This is a genomic window from Pseudomonas sp. OV226 (assembly GCF_003148705.1).
GTDB lineage: Bacteria > Pseudomonadota > Gammaproteobacteria > Pseudomonadales > Pseudomonadaceae > Aquipseudomonas.
The window spans coordinates 1-17,571 of record NZ_QGGS01000018.1; the positions used below are offsets into that span (position 1 = coordinate 1).

At 57.9% G+C, this 17,571-nt stretch carries 16 protein-coding genes and 1 pseudogene; 8 read left to right on the forward strand and 9 right to left on the reverse strand.

What is annotated here, in order from left to right; translation table 11 throughout:
• Positions 1-275, reverse strand: a pseudogene (locus tag C7534_RS23155) (bifunctional aconitate hydratase 2/2-methylisocitrate dehydratase); the annotation flags it as partial.
• A gap of 849 nt (positions 276-1,124) precedes the next feature.
• On the opposite strand from C7534_RS23155, the gene C7534_RS23160 reads away from it, so the two are divergent.
• From C7534_RS23160 to C7534_RS23170, 3 genes are all read left to right on the forward strand, one after another.
• The gene (locus C7534_RS23160) at positions 1,125-2,447 is read left to right on the forward strand and encodes a DUF1329 domain-containing protein (RefSeq protein WP_077430134.1); all 1,323 of its coding nucleotides are present in this window, start codon (positions 1,125-1,127) and stop codon (positions 2,445-2,447) included.
• 489 nt (positions 2,448-2,936) lie between these two features.
• A complete protein-coding gene (locus C7534_RS23165; RefSeq protein ID WP_077430135.1) occupies positions 2,937-3,809 on the forward strand; it encodes a DNA/RNA non-specific endonuclease in 873 nt (290 codons plus the stop codon).
• 290 nt (positions 3,810-4,099) lie between these two features.
• A complete protein-coding gene (locus C7534_RS23170) occupies positions 4,100-5,584 on the forward strand; it encodes a phospholipase D family protein (protein ID WP_109787230.1) in 1,485 nt (494 codons plus the stop codon).
• Between the two features lie 73 nt (positions 5,585-5,657).
• Here the strand turns inward: C7534_RS23170 and C7534_RS23175 are convergent, their stop codons facing one another.
• The 6 genes from C7534_RS23175 to C7534_RS23200 form a co-directional block, all read right to left on the reverse strand.
• A complete protein-coding gene (locus tag C7534_RS23175; protein ID WP_109787154.1) occupies positions 5,658-6,602 on the reverse strand; it encodes a SphA family protein in 945 nt (314 codons plus the stop codon).
• 165 nt (positions 6,603-6,767) lie between these two features.
• Complete coding sequence (locus C7534_RS23180) at positions 6,768-7,556, reverse strand: SDR family oxidoreductase (protein WP_077430136.1); 789 nt, start codon at positions 7,554-7,556, stop codon at positions 6,768-6,770.
• A 46-nt stretch (positions 7,557-7,602) separates the two neighbouring features.
• The gene (locus C7534_RS23185; RefSeq protein ID WP_046027163.1) at positions 7,603-9,150 is read right to left on the reverse strand and encodes an amino acid ABC transporter permease/ATP-binding protein; all 1,548 of its coding nucleotides are present in this window, start codon (positions 9,148-9,150) and stop codon (positions 7,603-7,605) included.
• Between the two features lie 64 nt (positions 9,151-9,214).
• Positions 9,215-10,009: an ABC transporter substrate-binding protein gene (locus tag C7534_RS23190; protein ID WP_077430137.1), complete on the reverse strand. Its 795-nt coding sequence runs from the start codon at positions 10,007-10,009 to the stop codon at positions 9,215-9,217.
• A 44-nt stretch (positions 10,010-10,053) separates the two neighbouring features.
• A complete protein-coding gene (locus C7534_RS23195; protein ID WP_077430138.1) occupies positions 10,054-11,124 on the reverse strand; it encodes an isopenicillin N synthase family dioxygenase in 1,071 nt (356 codons plus the stop codon).
• A gap of 14 nt (positions 11,125-11,138) precedes the next feature.
• On the reverse strand, positions 11,139-11,990 hold the full coding sequence (locus C7534_RS23200; RefSeq protein ID WP_077430139.1) for a sugar phosphate isomerase/epimerase family protein: 852 nt from the start codon (positions 11,988-11,990) through the stop codon (positions 11,139-11,141).
• A 471-nt stretch (positions 11,991-12,461) separates the two neighbouring features.
• Here C7534_RS23200 and C7534_RS23205 point away from each other — a divergent pair, with 471 nt between their 5' ends.
• Together C7534_RS23205 and C7534_RS23210 are read left to right on the forward strand one after the other, a co-directional pair.
• Positions 12,462-13,046, forward strand: a complete 585-nt coding sequence (locus C7534_RS23205) for an eCIS core domain-containing protein (RefSeq protein ID WP_109787155.1) — start codon at positions 12,462-12,464, stop codon at positions 13,044-13,046.
• Positions 13,047-13,202: 156 nt separating this feature from the next.
• Positions 13,203-13,898: a tRNA (adenine(22)-N(1))-methyltransferase gene (locus C7534_RS23210; protein WP_109787156.1), complete on the forward strand. Its 696-nt coding sequence runs from the start codon at positions 13,203-13,205 to the stop codon at positions 13,896-13,898.
• A 27-nt stretch (positions 13,899-13,925) separates the two neighbouring features.
• Here C7534_RS23210 and C7534_RS23215 read toward each other — a convergent pair whose 3' ends face one another.
• Both C7534_RS23215 and C7534_RS23220 read right to left on the reverse strand, forming a co-directional pair.
• The gene (locus C7534_RS23215) at positions 13,926-14,348 is read right to left on the reverse strand and encodes an MAPEG family protein (RefSeq protein ID WP_109787231.1); all 423 of its coding nucleotides are present in this window, start codon (positions 14,346-14,348) and stop codon (positions 13,926-13,928) included.
• 77 nt (positions 14,349-14,425) lie between these two features.
• A complete protein-coding gene (locus C7534_RS23220) occupies positions 14,426-15,379 on the reverse strand; it encodes a diiron oxygenase (protein WP_109787157.1) in 954 nt (317 codons plus the stop codon).
• 182 nt (positions 15,380-15,561) lie between these two features.
• On the opposite strand from C7534_RS23220, the gene C7534_RS23225 reads away from it, so the two are divergent.
• The 3 genes from C7534_RS23225 (at position 15,562) to C7534_RS23230 (ending at position 17,416) form a co-directional block, all read left to right on the forward strand.
• Positions 15,562-16,530 carry an AraC family transcriptional regulator gene (locus C7534_RS23225; protein WP_109787158.1) on the forward strand — a complete coding sequence of 323 codons (969 nt, stop codon included), beginning with the start codon at positions 15,562-15,564 and terminating at the stop codon, positions 16,528-16,530.
• Between the two features lie 106 nt (positions 16,531-16,636).
• A complete protein-coding gene (locus C7534_RS32370; protein WP_146206184.1) occupies positions 16,637-16,924 on the forward strand; it encodes a hypothetical protein in 288 nt (95 codons plus the stop codon).
• 21 nt (positions 16,925-16,945) lie between these two features.
• A complete protein-coding gene (locus tag C7534_RS23230) occupies positions 16,946-17,416 on the forward strand; it encodes an anti-virulence regulator CigR family protein (RefSeq protein WP_046027174.1) in 471 nt (156 codons plus the stop codon).
• Positions 17,417-17,571 lie beyond the last annotated feature (155 nt).

Sequence of the window (17,571 nt, forward strand, 5' to 3'; positions counted from 1 at the left end):
GTGCCGAGCAGTTCAACAGCGCGCTTCTTGTCGATCAGGGGGGATTTGGCTTCGCCTTTGGCGAGGGCGGACAGGAAGCCGGCCTTGACATAGGCCGCTTCGTCCACGCCAGGTGGAACGCGATGGGTGATCAGGTCAACGAGGAAAGCTTCTTCGCCAGCCGGAGGATTCTTCAGCAGCTCGATAAGGCCTGCAGTTTGCTCGGCGTTGAGCGCCAAGGGTGGAAGCCCTTGCTCGGCACGTGCTTGTAATTGTTGTACGTAGGTCTCAAGCACTGGGTTTCTCCTGTCATACCGCGTGTTGTTGAGTGAGCGAACAGCGTGCGCCCGCAAAAATAAAGGCAGGTGCAGTTTTTCGGTTGTCGAGGGTGACCACCCGAAACTATCCAATCAACTGCGCCTGCAAAAGGTGTTCTGTCCCGGAATCGGGAAGGCACAGATCTGCATCTGCGCCAATCGGAGGTTTTCGGCAACGGTGGATATTGTCGACACTATCTCGTGATTGAGCCGGAATATAATGATTATCCGCAGGTCAATCAACTACATTGTCGACACATTTGAATCACCTCCCAAGTCGTCACCATAAGGGCAGCGGGCTCAATCGTTCACTTATGACTATTCGCACATCGATTCGACTGATGACAGCCAGCGCTCTGCGCCGCGGTTTCAGGTGGGAGGCTGAGACTTCACGCAGTCGCCTGCGAGGGATACATGCCTTTGGCATTCACGCGACTGCAAATCAGTCAAAAGGAACGAAAAACCGTAAGTCGATATTGATTGGGTTTGTCCCACGCCATTGGACTGCAGGACTTCGAAAAGGCGCTGTCATGAATAGCCAAGAGACTGTCGCAAAATGAAAAGCGCTCCCGGGCCGGGGGCTTTTTAATGGGCGCTGAAAAGTCGATTGAGCCGATTGGGTCGGTGACACGGCAAATGTAACGAGGCGGGCACTCTGCTAGCCGGTGCAACGCGATGATTTTTCCAGTCCTGTTTGTAGGAACTGCCAAGCCATGGAGGGCCGATATCTGGATTAGGGCCGTACAACTTACCGCCGCTTGAACCGATGGATGCGACTGCACCGCCTGCGTCACGAATGCCTGGTACGCCAGGCAGGAGAATAACAATATGAAATTCGTGAAAAGTCTGCTGGCTACGCCACTCATGATGGCGCTGACCATCGATGCACAAGCCTATGTATCCACTCAGGATGCCGCCCGACTGGGCACCAGCCTGACGTTGGTAGGCGCCGAAAAGGCTGGCAATGCCGACGGTTCCATTCCGGCCTACAACGGAGGCCTGACCACCGCCCCGGCCAGCTTCAAAACGGGTGACAGCATGCGCCCGAACCCCTTCGCCGATGAGACACCACTGCTGGTGATCGATGGCAAGAACGTTGATCAGTACAAAAGCATGCTGACGGCTACCACGGTCGCATTGGCCAAGCGCTATCCAAACTTTCGCATCGATGTGTATCCGACCCACCGCACGGCTTCACTGCCAGAGGCAGTGCTGGAAAACAGCCGCAAGAACGCCACCGGCGCCAAATCCCTCAACGGTGGGATTGCCTTTGAAAACGTATTGCCCGGTGTGCCGTTCCCGATCCCGCAATCGGGCGCCGAGGCGATGTGGAATTTCCTGCTGCGCTACCAGGGCGTCAACATCCATTCCAAGTACGACTCCTGGAGCGTCGACTCGGCAGGTGTGGCAAGCCTGGCGGTCTCCGGCGAGGCATTCGTGTCCTTCCCGATTTACGAGAACATGTCGAAGCCGATCAACAACTCCGACATCTACTACCAGCTGAAGCTGGCTTATACCGGACCCGCGCGACGTGCCGGTGAGTCGGTCATGCTCAAGAACGCCACCAACCCGCTGCAACGTCCTGGTCGTGCCTGGCAGTACTTGCCGGCCCAGCGCCGGGTCAAACAGATATCGATCCTGGCCTACGACACACCGAACCCCGGTACCGCCCGCGCGCTTGAGTTGTACGACTGGACGCTGGTGGGCAAGCAAGAAATGATCGTGCCCTACAACACCTACAAACTGACCTATGCCCGGGATGCCAAATCGCTGACCACCCCCAATTACATTTCCCCGGACTTCGTCCGCTGGGAAAAACACCGGGTCTACGTCGTGGAGGGCAACCTCAAGCCCGGTGCAAAGCACATCTACCAAAAACGCCGCTTCTACCTGGATGAAGACACCTGGGCCGCCGTGGCCTCCGATCAGTACAACACCAGTGGCCAGCTCTACCGTGGCTCCTTCGCTTTCCTCAGCCAGAGCTACGACGAGCAAGTCCCGGATGCCACCCCGTTCATGACTTACGACCTGTCGCTTGGCACCTACAACATCAATGGCGTGGTCGGCCCACATGGCGGTATCCACTACATCGAACCGCTGTCGACGGCGCAGTGGGTGCCGGAGTCCATGGCGGGTGCTGGTATTCGCTAAGCCCCCAGTGATGCAGAACCCGATGTCTTGAGCTAGACGCTGGCGAGGGGTCAAGCTCCCTCGCCACAGGTCATCACCGCTTTTTCGTCGGCATATAAAACGCCAGTCCTTTGCCAAGTCGAAAAAACAGACGGTTCTACTGATGTTTCTGGACAGCCGAAGCCGGCGGGACATCCCGTTTTGCCGGTGCGGGTACGCACGAGTTCAATAGCTATATAGCGTGAGCGAGATTCCCATCGCATCTTCGACGTGCTCTGACGAGTAGAATGCCAACGCTACTCAGCACTAATGGGATTTGTGGTGGTCAATAAACCCCGCACGAACGTCAGCGGTCGTACTGCTCGGTGCCGACCAGTTCCGCATCGGTATTTTGACCAAGGACAGTGAAAGCATGCTCATCGCCACATAATCAGCAACCGCCACTACGGGGTTCCGTGAATCGGGACTGGCCGTACGTTTACCCCTCAATCCAATTCGAAGATCTAACGCATGTACCTACGCAAAATTGCAGTTGGGCTGTCGGCCCTTGTTTTGCTTTCCACCGGGGCAGAAGCCCGCAGCCTGCTGGATCTCCTCAAGCCGCCCACCCAGCATCAGGACCCAGTATCCCGCTCGGGTTCGATCAGTCAGAACGCGGCACTGGACCTTTATTCAAACAAACAAAAACAGGCATCGTTCGATGGCTGTGCAGATCTGTTCCCGGCAGCCAAACCAATCAACCTGGCTTCCGTGCCTGCAACAATGAACCCCTTGGCCCTGTGTTCCGACAACTTTGCGGTGCTGTACTCGCAAACCAGCAAGACGCCGCTGGTGGTGGTGGAGCGTCTTAATGCAGCCCAGCTTCAGGATGCAAAAGGGGAGGAGCGCACTAACCAGTTCTATCCAGATCCTCGCATTCCCAAGAGTGGACGGGCAGAGTTGAGTGACTACCGTAGCCAACACCCGGCTGTGGACCGTGGCCATCAATCCCCGGCCGCCGATGCACCGAACCCCAATGCAATGGCTCAATCCTTTGCGCTGTCGAACATGGTGCCGCAAGACCCAACCAACAACCGGAAGATCTGGAGCAAGGTTGAGTCTGATGTCAGGAAGTTTGCCAAGCGAGCCGATGGCAATGTTTTTGTCTTTACCGGCCCGCTCTTTGACCCAGGCCATAGCACCATTGGCGACAACAAGGTCTGGGTACCGACGCGCCTGTTCAAGCTGGTTTACGACGCATCGTCCAAACGGGCCTGGGCCTACATACTCCCCAACGCCGAAACCCGTATTGAGAGGCCGATGGACTATGACGCTTTCGTAAAAAGTACGGGGCTAAAATTACTGGGCAATCTACCCGTCACAGGCTCCGTGGGCCGCACTTGAGGGTTCACATTTAACGGGCGGTGGGGGCGCTTGCTCCCTCGCCACGAGTCACTGCTTTTTTACGTGGGCATACAAACGCCAGCCTTTTGAAATGGGGGGGCGTTCAAAAATTTCGACACGCCTCGCTAGAACCGGGCTTTACTGGAATCAGTTGTGCAGATTGCCGTGTGTTGCTGGCTTCCGAGGTCAAAACTACAGCCATCGAGGTTGAGGACGAGCCCTTGTCCAAATTCCGGTTCTTCCCCATCAGGTTTTTCCCGCTGCTGCTCGCCGGCTGCACCACTACGCACATGCCCCACGACTTCAGCGAGACGATACCCGCCAGCGACTCGGCTTTCGGGCGCTCGATCCTGGCTCAGGCCGCCTCGCATCAGGGACTTTCGGGTTTTCGCTTGCTGCCCAACAGCAGTGAGGCGTTCCGGGCCCGCGCCGAGTTGATCCGCAACGCCCAAAAGAGCGTCGATCTGCAGTATTACATCGTGCATAACGGTCTGAGCACCCGGGCCCTGGTGCGTGAAATGCTGGCGGCCGCCGATCGAGGCGTGCGTATACGCCTATTGCTCGATGACACGGCCAGCGACGGTCAGGAAGAAGTCATCGCTACCCTGGCCGTGCACCCGAACATCTATATCCGTGTCTTCAACCCTTTGCATCTGGGGCGCAGCACTTTTGTGACCCGAACCATGGGCCGTCTGCTCAATCTTTCGCAGCAGCACCGGCGCATGCACAACAAACTGTGGCTGGCTGACAACAGCGCCGGCATCGTTGGCGGACGCAACCTGGGAGATGAATATTTCGACGCCAAGCCCGATCTCAACTTCACCGACATGGACCTGCTATGCATCGGCCCGGTCGCCCAGCAGTTGGGGCACAGCTTCGATCAATACTGGAATAGCGCCCTGAGCCATCCCATCAGTGACTTCCAGCTCAACAAGCCAACGCCCGAAGACTTGCTCGAGAGCCGTCAACGCCTGGAACAATCGCTCGACAGCACACGGATCGAAAACAAGGCCCTGTACGAGCACCTCATGACCTACCGGACGCACCCGCAACTCGATCATTGGCGCAAGGAGCTGATCTGGGCCCATGGCAAAGCGATGTGGGACGCCCCGAGCAAGGTGCTGGCCGATGACGAACCGGCCCGCGCGCTAATGATGGCCACGCAACTTCGACCTGATCTGGATAGCATCGACAAGGAGCTGATCTTGATCTCGGCCTATTTCGTTCCCCAGGAGTCGGGCATGCGCTACCTCCTGGGTCGTGCCGAGGCCGGGGCTGATGTACGCCTGTTGACCAACTCACTGGAAGCCACTGATGTGCCAGCCGTGCACGGCGGCTATGCGCCTTACCGCAAAACCCTGCTCGAACACGGCGTGAAGCTCTATGAGTTGCGACGACAGGCGGATGACCCCGGTCGCGGTTCTTCGTTTGGCTTCAGTGGTGGCTCGGACTCCAGCTTGCACACCAAGGCCATGATCCTGGACAAACAGAAGGTGTTTGTCGGGTCCTTCAATTTCGACCCGCGTTCTGTGCTTTGGAACACAGAAGTCGGGGTGCTGGTCGACAGCCCTGAATTGGCCGGCTACGTACGCGAACTCGCGTTTGAAGGCATGTCGCCAGCCGTGAGTTACCAGGCTCGTCTGGAAAACGGCGAAGTCGTCTGGGTCACTGAGGACAACGGCCGCCTGCATACCTTGTATAAGGAGCCTGGCGGCGCGTGGCGCAGTTTCAAAGCGTGGCTCAGTGACAAGATCGGCATTGAGAAAATGCTCTAGGCCGAAGCCGGCCCCGATCAGGCAGTGTGCTGCTGCGCCAACAATCCTTTGCCCTTAACGACGGTTTCACCGGCTATTCCGACAGCGGAACTACCAGGGTCAGCCAGGTATTCCAGCCCTCTGGGCGATTCTTCGCGTCAAACTCGTAGTAACCCTTGAGGTTGGCGTACCAGAGATCTTTACCGACTTTGAAGAAGTGTCCCGCCTGAGGACCTATGGCACTGACCTGGGATTTGAAGTCGCCCAGTGTCGCGCCGCTGCCGCTGTCCCCCGTGACTTGATGGTAAACGTAGCCGACAAGGCCCAGTTGGGTCTGATCGGTGATGAAGTGCGAGGCACTCAGGTCCAGGTGCGCGTCGATGCCGTTTTGATAGTTTGTGTCGGTGTTTTCCCAGTTGTAGGTCATGCCCGCCACGGCGGAAAACTCGTTCTTTTTGTCGAAGTAGGTGTAGCCACCACCGGCATCCAGCGCCGAGTGTCCCAGGCCAATATTGACCAGGCGATTGGGGTCATAAGCACCCACGGGAATGTTGCCCATGCTATAGGCCATGAAATTGTGAACGCCATGGTTCCATTTCATCGTGCCCAGCACATACACGTCGCTCCCCCCCTTGAGGGTGTCTTGGGTTCCACCGGAAAAGCCGCGCCCGCGCGGCCCGACTTGCGTAACGTCGACACTGGCCTCGTCGCGGCCAACCGCGGCCACCACCGAAATCGCAGCCTGGGCCCCGAGTAACGGTTCGGCAAAGGTATACGTGGGGCTGGCGAACAGCAGATCTGCCTTGGCATCCAGACCGAAGGTGGTCCGTCCGCCTCGTGGTATCGCATTGTTTTTATCGTCACTGGCACTGACGTGATAGTAGATCAGCGGCAGACTCCAACCCGGTTTGGTGGGTGCCGCGGCCAGCGCGCCGAACTGGCCAGGTAACCAAAAGCTGATACCGCCGTCATCTGCCTGAGCAAGCATGGCCGGCAAAAACACCGCCAATCCCAGTACAGCTTTATTTCTTGCAATCATCGAAACCCTCAATTCTCGGCCTACCCAATAGTCGCGTGCGCGTTACAGCTTAGTAGCTGTTTCAAGAATGAGCAGGATTGTGGCCAGGGATGGCGCTGGAAAGTCGAGGAGGCGGGGGCAATGGCGAAAGCTCTGATGCCACCGCCCCGATTGTGCCTGTCGTGATTACTGGCTGGAGCGAATGGCCCCGCCGTCAATCAACAGATTCTGCCCGGTGAGGTATCCGGCATGGCTGCTGCAAACGAAGGCGCAAAGTGCACCGAATTCCTCGGGTGAGCCGAAGCGTTTCGCCGGAATTTCGCTGCGGCATTCGTCAAGGAATACCTCACTGTCTTGTCCCGACTCCTGGGCGACAGCGACCAGGTTGCCACGCAGTCGATCGGTGTCGAATGAGCCCGGTTGCAGGTTGTTGATCGTCACATTGCGGCTGGCGATGTTGTCCTGTCGGGCAAGCCCGGCGACAAATCCCGTCAGCCCGCTGCGTGCGCCATTGGACAAACCCAGGCTTTCGATAGGTGACTTCACCGCACTCGACGTAATGTTGATGATTCGGCCAAATCCGCGAGCGGCCATACCGTCTACCGTGGCCTTGATCAACTCGATTGGGGTGAGCATGTTGGTATCCAGCGCCTTGACCCAGGCGTCGCGATTCCATTCGCGGAAATCCCCGGGAGGAGGGCCTCCCGCGTTATTGATCAAAATATCGAAATGTTCGTGGGCCCCGAGGGCGGCCGCCCGACCCTCAGGCGTTGAAATGTCTCCGGCTACGGCGATGACGGTCACTTGAGGATTGATCGCTCTGAGCTGACGGGCTGTTTCATTCAGCGTGTCTTCGCCTCGTGCGGTGATCACCACGTTCACACCTTCGCTGACGAGTGCCTGCGCGCAGGCTTTACCCAGGCCTTTGCTGGCGGCGCATACCAGCGCCCAGCGTCCTGCTATTCCAAGATTCATGCGTGTTGTCCTGCAAGAAGGTAGCTCAAAGAAAGGGGGGGCCTATTCATGCATGATCCACGGTTGCAGACAGGTTTGGCGATTGGGCATCGATGCCCATGAAGCGTCGCACTCTCTCTCCTTCGGCATCGCGTCGTATGGTTTCAGGTGCGGCATCCAGTTGGATATTGCCGTTCTCCATGAACACGACCCGGTCGGAGATCGACATCGCAAAGTCCATTTCGTGGGTCACGATCAGCATGGTCATGCCTTCCTTGGCCAGGTCGCGGATCACGTTCAGCACGTCGTTGACCAGTTCCGGATCGAGGGCCGAGGTCGGCTCGTCGAACAGCATGATCTGCGGCTCCATCGCCAGGGCCCGGGCGATCGCCACGCGCTGTTGCTGGCCGCCGGAGAGCTGGTGCGGGTACTTGTGGGCGTGGGCCAGCAGGCCGACTTTGTCCAGCAGCGCATAAGCGCGATGTTCACTCAGCTCGCCCGGTTGGCCGTGGTAACGCGGCGCCAGTGTGACGTTATCGAGAATGGTGCGGTGCGGGAACAGGTTGAAGTTCTGGAACACCATGCCGATTTGCCGCACGCCTTTGCGCAGACGAGAACTGTTGGGTTTGTCCGACGCTTCGATGAATGTTTCGCCGAACAACTGAATGTCGCCCGTATCGATGGTTTCCAGGCCGTTGACCGTGCGGATCAGCGACGTCTTGCCGGAACCCGATGGGCCAATGATCGAGACCACCTGGCCGTATTCGACATTCAGGTCGATGCCCAGCAGCACTTTGTGCGTGCCGTAGCTCTTCTGGATGTTCTTGAGTTGCAGGATTGGGGTGGCGTTGTTGCCGGCGGCTTTGCGCGCAATGTCCGGTAGCGCTTCGGCGCTGGCCTTGAACTTGGCGATGGTGGCCGCGTCGAGCGTGTGCGGCTTGCGGAAGTTCAGGTCCAGGTAGCGCTCCAGGCGCTGCAGGAAAAAGCCGAACACGGTGACGATCAGCACGTAGTAGACGCCTACCGCCGCCAGGGTTTCCATGACCAGGAAGTTAGTGGCATAGAGGCGTTGGCCGACCGTGAGAATTTCGGTCAGGGAGATGACCGAGACCAGCGACGTCAGCTTGACCACCGTGATGTATTCATTGATCAAGGTGGGCAGCGAAATACGAAATGCCTGGGGGATCACGATCAAGCGCTGCATACCGAACAGGCCGACACCCAGTGCGCGCCCGGCTTCCCTCTGGCCCTTGGCCACGGAAATCAGACCACCACGATGGATTTCCGCCATGTACGCCGCTTCGGTGACCACCAGGGCCAACAGTCCGGAGTAGAAGGGGTTGGACAGAATCGGGCCGCTGCCGGGAAATAATTGCGGCAAGTTGTAGACGAAGACCACCAGCACCAGCAACGGGATGCTGCGGAAGAACCAGATATAGACCGCTGCGGGAATACGCAGGAAGGGCGATTGGGAGAGCTTGGCCGTGGCCAGGAGAAAGCCCAGCAGCATGCCAATGAACCAGGCCAGGGCACTGAGCTGGACGACCGTGATACAGGCATTCCAGAAGTCTGGCAGGGAGAACAGCGAGAAAAAATACGACCAATCAAATTGCATAGGGCACCTCGATCTGCCGCCTCCATGCAGGGGCGGCAGATGACCAGACTACAGGGACGCGTTCTTAGTGGGCAGTCGGTTCTTCCAAGGCATATTTCTTAAGAATAGCGGCATATTCACCGCTCTTTTTGGTCTCCTCAAAGGCCTTTTGCACGGCCTGGAACGTTTCGTCATTACCTTTCTTGACGAAGATACCCAGGGTTTGCTGATAGATCGGGTGGTCGGTGGTGATCACCACGCGGCCATTGGTCTTTTCCGCGATCAATTTTGCGGCGCCGGCGATTTCAACCTGAGCCTGAATATTCTTGGACAACAGGGCCTGGGTCACTTCGGGGGCCGAAGGGTACTCGCTGACGGTGATAGCGCCTTTGTTGTTCGGCACGCAGTACTCATCGGACAGCTTCCTGAATTCCTTGACCCAGGTAGTGCCTTGTTCCAGACCCAGTTTCAAGCCGCACAGGTCTTCAGGTTTCTTTGCATTGATCTCGCTGCCCTGGGGCACCATGACCGAGGCCCCGGTGTTGGCATAGGCGATGGTCTGGGCCTGAGTCTGGCGCTCCGGTGTGATGTACATGCCGGAAATGACCGCGTCGTATTTTGCGGAGTTCAGGCCCAGGATCAGGCTCGGGAACTTGGTGTCGACGAATTCCACCTTGGCGTTCATGTGTTTGGCCAGGGCTGTAGCCAGTTCGGGGTCGGAACCCACCACGTTTTTGTCCTTGTCGTAGGACTCGAAAGGAGGGTAGGTGATTTCCATGCCGACCTTGAACGTGTCAGTCGCGGCCATGCTCACCGAGGCACCGAACATACCGGCTGCCAATACGGCCATGCTCAACAGGGCTTTGTTATTTTTTTTCATTATTACTGCTCCGGCGTAGGTAAGGGGTTAGCTGAAAACTTCAATCAGGACGGTTGAACCTGATTTTTCAAATGTCCAAAACTGGCGGGCTTGCGTGCCTTACCTGGCAGTTGAACTTCCCCATTGGCCACCCTCTGGCGCAGATATTGATACGTCTGCAGCGCCTGGCCATACATGTGTTCGCCGATCGTGATTTCCTCGTAGTCGTTACCAGCCTGGGCGAACCCGGGCAGCGGTTTGATCTGGGTGTGGTAGTCGCAGGCATAGAACAGGGGGAAGGAATAGCGCTCCTCCCTCACGCTGCGCACCCGGTGCGCGGTTGCAACGAAGGCGCCTGCTGTCATCACCTCCAACATGTCGCCGATGTTGACCACAAAGGCATCGGCCATCGGTGGTGCATCGATCCATTGGCCAAGATTGTTCATCACCTCAAGGCCTGGTTTGTCGGCCAGGAGAATGGTGAAGCACTCGTAATCAGTATGAGCGCCAAGACCCGGTGCATCATGGGCCGCACCGTCGAAGGGGTAGTGGATCAGGCGCAGCTTGGACGGCGGACGGGTGACCAGGCTGTCGAAATAGTTTTCTTCCAGGCCCAGGGTCAGGGCGAAGCCACCGAACAGGCGCCGGCCCAAGGCGAAGATCGCTTCGTAGTAGGCCTGCACCGACGCCTTGAAACCGGGCAACTGCGGCCAGTCGTTCGGTCCAAGCAATGGGGTGTTGGCCAGCACCAGCGGGTCATCGGCGGGGACTTCGAAGCCGACGTCGAAGGCTTCCTTGTGGTCCGGCTTGCCTTTGGAATAGACCTCTTCGCCTTCGGGCACAAAACCTTTGTGGGTTTGCGAGGTGCCGATGTAGTGCCGCATCTTGGTGTCGATGGGCTGGGCGAAAAAGTCCTTGGCAGCCTTGCGCAGATTGGCGATCAGTTGCGGGTCGATACCGTGGTCGGTGATATAGAGGAACCCGACCTCGCTGGCAGCGCGCCCCAATTGTTCGGCCACGGCCAGGCGGTGTTCCAGTTCAACACTGAACAGACCGGCGATGCTGACCACCGGGATGCTGTTGAAGTTGGCTTTGAGTGTGTCAGTACTGGCGCTGTTATTTTTATTGTCAGGCATGACGCATCGGCTCCCTAAGGATGGTTTGAGTGGTGGAAACGCTCGAAGTGTTCGCGCTCGGTCTGGCCCATCCACACGTTCAATGACCACAGGTCGGCGACCGGGACATTGGTGAAGGGCAAATGATGCAGGTAGCCATCGGCGCCGAATTCCGGGGTCAGGGTGCTGACCTGATAACCGCGGGCCTGTTGCGAGCGCCAGATGCTTTCCCAGTGCTGCTGATGGAAGGCCAGTTCTTTTGCATATTCGGGAGCCGCCGGGTGCGGAACCTGCGGGCCTTGGTCGTAACCGACCCGGGCCTGGATATGGTGAACGCGCTCGATGAAAGGGCTCAGGTCATCGGCCGGGTCATTCAACAGACGCTCGCAGGTCACGACCCAATGGCTGATGTCACTGGTGAACAAGAGATCAGGCAGTTGCCGGATCAACTCCAGGGTCACCCAAGGGTTGAACAGCGAACGCGAGCGATGAGTTTCGAAACTGCAGACCTGGCCGTGCTTGCGCGCCAGATCCAGCGCCTGTCCAAAAAACTCCACTTGTTGTGGCAAGGACCAGCGATCGTTGCCCGCCAGTACGTTGACGAAGCGTGGGCCGAGTTCGCCAGCCCAGGCGAGTTTTTGTTCGAGGTCATTGAGGTGTACGGCGGGCGTTGCCGACTGATCCGGCAGCACGTCGTAGGCGGTGAAGACGGTGCTGATATAGCCCAGGCGATTGGCCTTTAGAAAGGCGCCAAACTCAGCCCGCTCACGGGCGTCCAGTGGCAGTCGCGCTTCCATGCCATCAAAGCCTGCTTGCAGCAGCTCTTCAAGCGCCTGAGCCTTGCTGGCGGTGTAACCCCACAGCGTGCGAAAAATTTCCAGCTTCATCGGTGATCCTCAAAAATCCAGGGCCTACTGCAAAAGCACGTCGACGCACCAAGCTGTTGAACAATGCCAAGGCTGGTTCGCTGTGGAGCCGATGTTAGGCACAGGCTGAGCGGCGAAAGAATCTGAAAGTTCAAATCAATACTTCAGAGAATTGATAACAAATAGCCAGCTATCTATATCAATTTCCACGGGGGAATTTCTGGGCAAGCAGGTGTCTACGCTAACGATTAGCGAGGGATGCCATTGTTACGGCATCATTTTGAAGAGTCCCAAGCGACGATGGGCAGGCGAGGAAAAATCCGTGATAAATCAGGCAGATCGAATATTTTCAAACTTGGCGGCGGCGGGTGGTGCCGTGCTGCCCACCCTGAAAAAAGCATCTCGGGCATAGGGCACCTGGTTCAGGACTACGCTAACGCTGTGTGGGTCGTCGATCAAACGACCCACTTGCGTCCGTCCATGGAGCGCCCAATGCCGCCCATCACCACGCGCCTGGTGGCGCTGTTAGCGCTTTGCCTGACACTTGAAGTCCCAGCCCAGACCAACGGCTGTCCAGCCGGCGAGAAACCCGTGTGCCTGGACAGCTGCGTTTGCTTGCCAGACCTGGGACTGATCGCTGATGGCATTTACCAGATGGCGGCACCTGCCCTGGCGTTGTGGCTGACCCAAGCCCGCGCTGAAGCAGATATCGCCGGCACCCAACCGATTCCACCGCGCATCCGGGAGCAACTGCTGCGCTGGTACGACCCCAGTGTCCTTGATACCGCGCGCTACAAAGTCAGCGATAACAGCCAAATGAACGCAGCCACTGCCATGCTGCAAAACCCCGATGTCGGTGCCGTGACGCTGATCGACATCATCCTGTTCCGCGACGCTCAAACCGCAGAACAGGACCTCGCACTCTGGGCTCACGAACTAAAGCACGTGCAGCAGTATCAGGAATGGGGGGTAGAAGGGTTTGCCCAGCGGTATACACAAGACTTCAATGCAGTGGAAGCGCCGGCTTATGCCATACAGGCTGAGGTCAGGCGGTCATTGCGGGAAGGGGCTGACTGAAGGGCATCACCAGCGTTTGCGCTGATACGCGAACAGCGGGTACGGGGCGAACCATGACCCCGGTCGCATAAATTTGAAATGTACGGCGTTGCTCGCCAGAATCGCGCCCCAAGCCGGCCAACGTTGTCGGACGTTCGCGGTGAAAAGGGGCTGTAGTTGAACGAACAGACATTGTCCAAGCGCCTGGAGCGCGTCGCGGCGCAGGTGCCAGTCGGTGCGCGCCTGGCCGATATCGGCTCGGATCACGGCTACCTGCCGGTGGCATTGATGCGCCGTGGCGCCATCGTAGCGGCGGTCGCCGGCGAGGTGGCATTGACGCCGTTTCGTGCGGCCGAACGCACTGTGCGCGAAAACGGCCTGGATCAGCGGATCACCGTGCGCCTGGCCAATGGCCTGGCGGCGATCGAGCCGGGTGACGGGATCACGGCGATCAGCCTCTGCGGCATGGGTGGCGAGACCATCCGCGACATCCTCGACAGCGGCAAATCACATCTGAGCGGCCAGGAACGCCTGATCCTGCAACCCAACGGCGGCGAGCAGCCACTGCGCCAATGGCTGATGGAAAATGGCTACCGTATCCTCCACGAGGAAGTGCTGCGGGAAAACCGCTTCGACTACGAAATTATCGTCGCCGAGCGGGCAGGGGCGGTGAAGTACACCGCCGAGGAACTGTACTTCGGTCCGTTACAGATGCAGGCACGCAGCCCGGCGTTCCTGCTCAAGTGGCAGCGCATGCTGCGCCTGAAGCAGCGCACGCTGACCCACTTCACCCGGGCGCGGCAGGCTGTGCCCGAGGAGAAGGTGCAGGAAATCGCCCGACAGACTCGCTGGATCACCGAACTGTTGACCTGAGCTGGATACATTCCACGACGTGAGCACTCATACGGCGTAGCAAGCAGCTATACCAATGAGCGCAAGAAAACAGATCAACTGAATGCAAAAGAAGGTAAACCGAACGGCCACGAACCGGTCGGTTTGCACATGGGAGACGTGAACCAGAGACTGGCACACCCGAGCCACCAGCACGAGTATGGACAAGTCGTTCACTGCGGGGCCGCTGACACCCAAGGCTGAAACCACGAACACGATGGCGCCAAAGACCGGCAGGTTTTCCACGCAGTTGGCGTGTGCTCTTGTCCCGCGCCGATACCAGTCCTCGCCTTCGAGTTGATCGCTGCGAAAAGAGGCAATCGCAACTTTTGAGAACAGGATGGCGACCCAGCGATACACCCCGACGGTTGCCATCAATAGCAGCAAAGTCCAGGTCGCAAATCCAAGCAACATCCACTGGGGGATCGTCATGGCGGCCATCCTCGATCAATTGTTTTCAGCACGTCATTGCCCAGCTGCGCGGCCAGTGGTCGGTCGCGCGCTGTCGATCAATGGCTCATGATGGGGGCCAGTGCGGCCTGGATCCTGGACAGTTGCGCTGGCGTTGTCATGCGCGTCAGCAGCCGGCCAAAGTGGGGATGCTGCACGCCCGAGATGATGTATTGCCAGCGGTAGGCGCCCAGCATGCAGGCGTTGATTTGCGCTGTTTCATCGACGCTGAACGGGCGTGAAACGTTTCGAATGAAGTAGTCGGCATCGGCAACCGATTGCGCCTGCAGGATGCCGTCGACGGCCGCCACCAGCGCAATCAGATCGTTAACGGCCTGATCGCGCTCGGCTGGCGAGAGTTTCGCGTGCTCTGCCTTCCACTCCAGTTCATCCAGTACGACGTGCCGGCTCTCATCCATCCAGTGAAACTTGAAGACATCCTTGAATAACGGGCACAACTCCTCGCGCGGGGCGATGCTTTGCGAGTAGTGCGTTTGCACAAACAGCTCGATATGACAGGTCAACGCCAGCACCGACCAGGTACTGGCCGCCAGTACTGCGCGGGCCACATCGTTTGGATCGGCAACCTGACGATAGCCCGCAGGCAATTGCGCACTCATCATCGTTTCCATGCGCCGGAACAGTTCCTGGTGCTTGATCTCGTCGTTGGAAAAACGCACCAGCGCTTCAAGTGCCAGTTGATCGTCAAAGACATGGGCGCGACCTTGATCGAGCATTTTGGCGCTGATAAACCGTTCGACCAGACCAAAGATATACGCGTAGGTTCGGCCATGAACCTGACTGAGCCGGCGCGCTTCATCCTCGGTGAGAAAGGTCAGCCGGTCGACCCGTGAGAGTCCGTCGGGCAAGAATTTGCGCGAGAAGTCGAAGCTGCGGTCCTGCAGCAAATCACGATCGATCTGCCATTCCGCTTTCTTCGATGATCTGACAAGTTGAGCATAACGGGCGGCGTTGCTCGATTCCGGGTTGAGTAGGGTCGCGACGGTGTTCATTTCGATCTCCTGCTTCGGGGCAGTTACGGTTGACGTCGGAACCAATGACCATGGGTGAAGCCTCTGGGGCCAGTCTCGATCGCCGGGTCCGCGTTGGTGCTAATCTAGGCCTCGCCGTTCCGGCGATGAATGACCAGTGCGCCGGATTACTTGCTCCGGACTCCGGAGAGGAGGGCTGGCGAGTGCTGGATGCGCTTTCTGATGTCTTGCGTGTGATTCGGCTGTCTGGAGGGGTGTTCCTCGAGGCGGAGTTCACTGCGCCCTGGTGCATCGGCGGAAAAATCTCGGCCGACGATTGCAAACCGTTCCTGGCGGCACCTCGACATATCATTGCGTCGCACTTTGTCGCCGCGGGGCACATGCAATTGCGGATCGACGGGGAGCCCGCCATCGATGTGCAAGCAGGCGAGCTCATTCTGCTTCCTCGTAACGACACTCATACGTTTGGCAGCGATCTGAGCATTGCGCCGATGTCTGCGGGTGAGGTCATTCAACCGCCAGAAGTCGGCGGCATTGCACGAATCAAGCACGGCGGGGGCGGAGAGGTCACGCAACTATTGTGTGGCTTCCTCGGGTCTGAAACGCCCTTCAGTCCGTTGCTTTCATCGCTGCCATCCTTATTGAAACTAGACGTACGCGCGACGGCTTCGGGCGCCTGGATTGAGAGCTCATTTCGTTTCGCTGTCAGCGAGATCGCAGCGGGGCGCGTCGGCTCGACAGCGGTTATCGCCAAGCTCTCCGAATTGTTATTCGTCGAAGCCGTCAGCCAGCATGTCGCCAGCCTCCCGGCCGAGCGGCGCGGGTGGCTGGCGGGGTTACGAGACCCCCACATCGGGCGGGCACTCGCGTTGCTCCATGCTCGTCCAACCGAGGGCTGGACGGCAGAAGCACTGGCGCTTGAAGTGGGCATGTCGCGCTCGGCATTCGCCGAGCGATTTACGGCATTGGTCGGACAACCGCCCATGCAGTACCTGACGCTCTGGCGTATGCACGTGGCGGCGCAACAGTTGCGCGAAGGCCGCGGGAATGTGGCGCAAATCGGCTTTGCCGTGGGCTACGAATCCGAAGCCGCGTTCAGTCGCGCGTTCAAACGCCAGTTCGGCACATCACCTGGCACCTGGCGCAGACAATCGGGTACCTCGACCGGTTGAATCCACAGCCCCGTCAACGAGCCTCTTCTATAGGGACTGCTATAGTCAGCCAGACCGGCTCAAATCGGCAGTCGCTGGTAAAAACAAACTACTCAGGAGTTCCGTCATGCGAATCGTAGCGGCCTCTGTGTGCACACTTCTGTTATCCCTGGCATTACCTGCGTTGTCCTTTGCCGGTTCAAATTGCGGTGATTCGGGCAGTGCAAGTGACGCCAGAAACTGTGTAAAAAACAACAACGATCAAAAAGGGAAAGGCAATTGCAATAACAATGGCAATTGCGATAAAGCCAAGGACAAGGCCAAAAACAAAGCTGATGATGATCACTCGGTCGAATGCAGAGAGATCAATAACCTTGTGCTGCGCCGTGAATGTCTTGATAGACGTAGAAATTGATCCACGCTGAAGGAACCCTCTATGTTCAGGTTTCGCTCGTTGATTGCAACTGTTGCCTGTTGTGCGCTGGTCTCCGGCTCTGCTACTGCATGGGCTGATCCTGGTAATGGGAAAGGCCAGGGAAACGCAAAGGGAAATCCTCAAAACACTCAAGACCATGGCAACCAAAAAGGTCATGGAAACAAAGGCAACAATTCCGGGGGCAGCGATTGGGACAATGGTCCAAGCATTAATCGCAGCAGCATTCTCGGGATTGTTGGCGGTTATCCGGACTACTGGAGCCCTGGGCCAGCGTTGCCACCGGGCATTCAAAAAAACCTGGCGAGAGGCAAACCACTTCCTCCGGGCATCGCCAAAAAACTCGATGGCCGGCTGATCGGCAGACTGCCGCACTATGAGGGGTACGAATGGCAGCAAGCGGGTACGGACTTGATACTGGTCGCGCTGGCAACGGGGCTTATTTATGAAGTCTTGAATGGTGCTTTTGATTAAAGCTTGAGCAGTAAGCGCTGTTGGCATGACCTTGCCAGTATTCGTTTTAGCGCGCCTTCTGGCGCGCACGCCTGTTTGGCCAGTACACCGTGCATCCCGTCTGTCGCAAGACTTGAACTGCCAAGGGGATAACGCGTCATAAAGTGCGCGATATC

What these genes read in the sequence shown, in the direction of transcription:
- C7534_RS23160 (WP_077430134.1), top strand. Translation starts at nt 1,125, where the DNA reads ATGAAATTCGTGAAAAGTCTGCTGGCTACGCCACTCATGATGGCGCTG.
- C7534_RS23165 (WP_077430135.1), top strand. Translation starts at nt 2,937, where the DNA reads ATGTACCTACGCAAAATTGCAGTTGGGCTGTCGGCCCTTGTTTTGCTT.
- C7534_RS23170 (WP_109787230.1), top strand. Translation starts at nt 4,100, where the DNA reads ATGCCCCACGACTTCAGCGAGACGATACCCGCCAGCGACTCGGCTTTC.
- C7534_RS23175 (WP_109787154.1), bottom strand. Translation starts at nt 6,602, where the DNA reads ATGATTGCAAGAAATAAAGCTGTACTGGGATTGGCGGTGTTTTTGCCG.
- C7534_RS23180 (WP_077430136.1), bottom strand. Translation starts at nt 7,556, where the DNA reads ATGAATCTTGGAATAGCAGGACGCTGGGCGCTGGTATGCGCCGCCAGC.
- C7534_RS23185 (WP_046027163.1), bottom strand. Translation starts at nt 9,150, where the DNA reads ATGCAATTTGATTGGTCGTATTTTTTCTCGCTGTTCTCCCTGCCAGAC.
- C7534_RS23190 (WP_077430137.1), bottom strand. Translation starts at nt 10,009, where the DNA reads ATGAAAAAAAATAACAAAGCCCTGTTGAGCATGGCCGTATTGGCAGCC.
- C7534_RS23195 (WP_077430138.1), bottom strand. Translation starts at nt 11,124, where the DNA reads ATGCCTGACAATAAAAATAACAGCGCCAGTACTGACACACTCAAAGCC.
- C7534_RS23200 (WP_077430139.1), bottom strand. Translation starts at nt 11,990, where the DNA reads ATGAAGCTGGAAATTTTTCGCACGCTGTGGGGTTACACCGCCAGCAAG.
- C7534_RS23205 (WP_109787155.1), top strand. Translation starts at nt 12,462, where the DNA reads ATGCCGCCCATCACCACGCGCCTGGTGGCGCTGTTAGCGCTTTGCCTG.
- C7534_RS23215 (WP_109787231.1), bottom strand. Translation starts at nt 14,348, where the DNA reads ATGACGATCCCCCAGTGGATGTTGCTTGGATTTGCGACCTGGACTTTG.
- C7534_RS23220 (WP_109787157.1), bottom strand. Translation starts at nt 15,379, where the DNA reads ATGAACACCGTCGCGACCCTACTCAACCCGGAATCGAGCAACGCCGCC.
- C7534_RS32370 (WP_146206184.1), top strand. Translation starts at nt 16,637, where the DNA reads ATGCGAATCGTAGCGGCCTCTGTGTGCACACTTCTGTTATCCCTGGCA.
- C7534_RS23230 (WP_046027174.1), top strand. Translation starts at nt 16,946, where the DNA reads ATGTTCAGGTTTCGCTCGTTGATTGCAACTGTTGCCTGTTGTGCGCTG.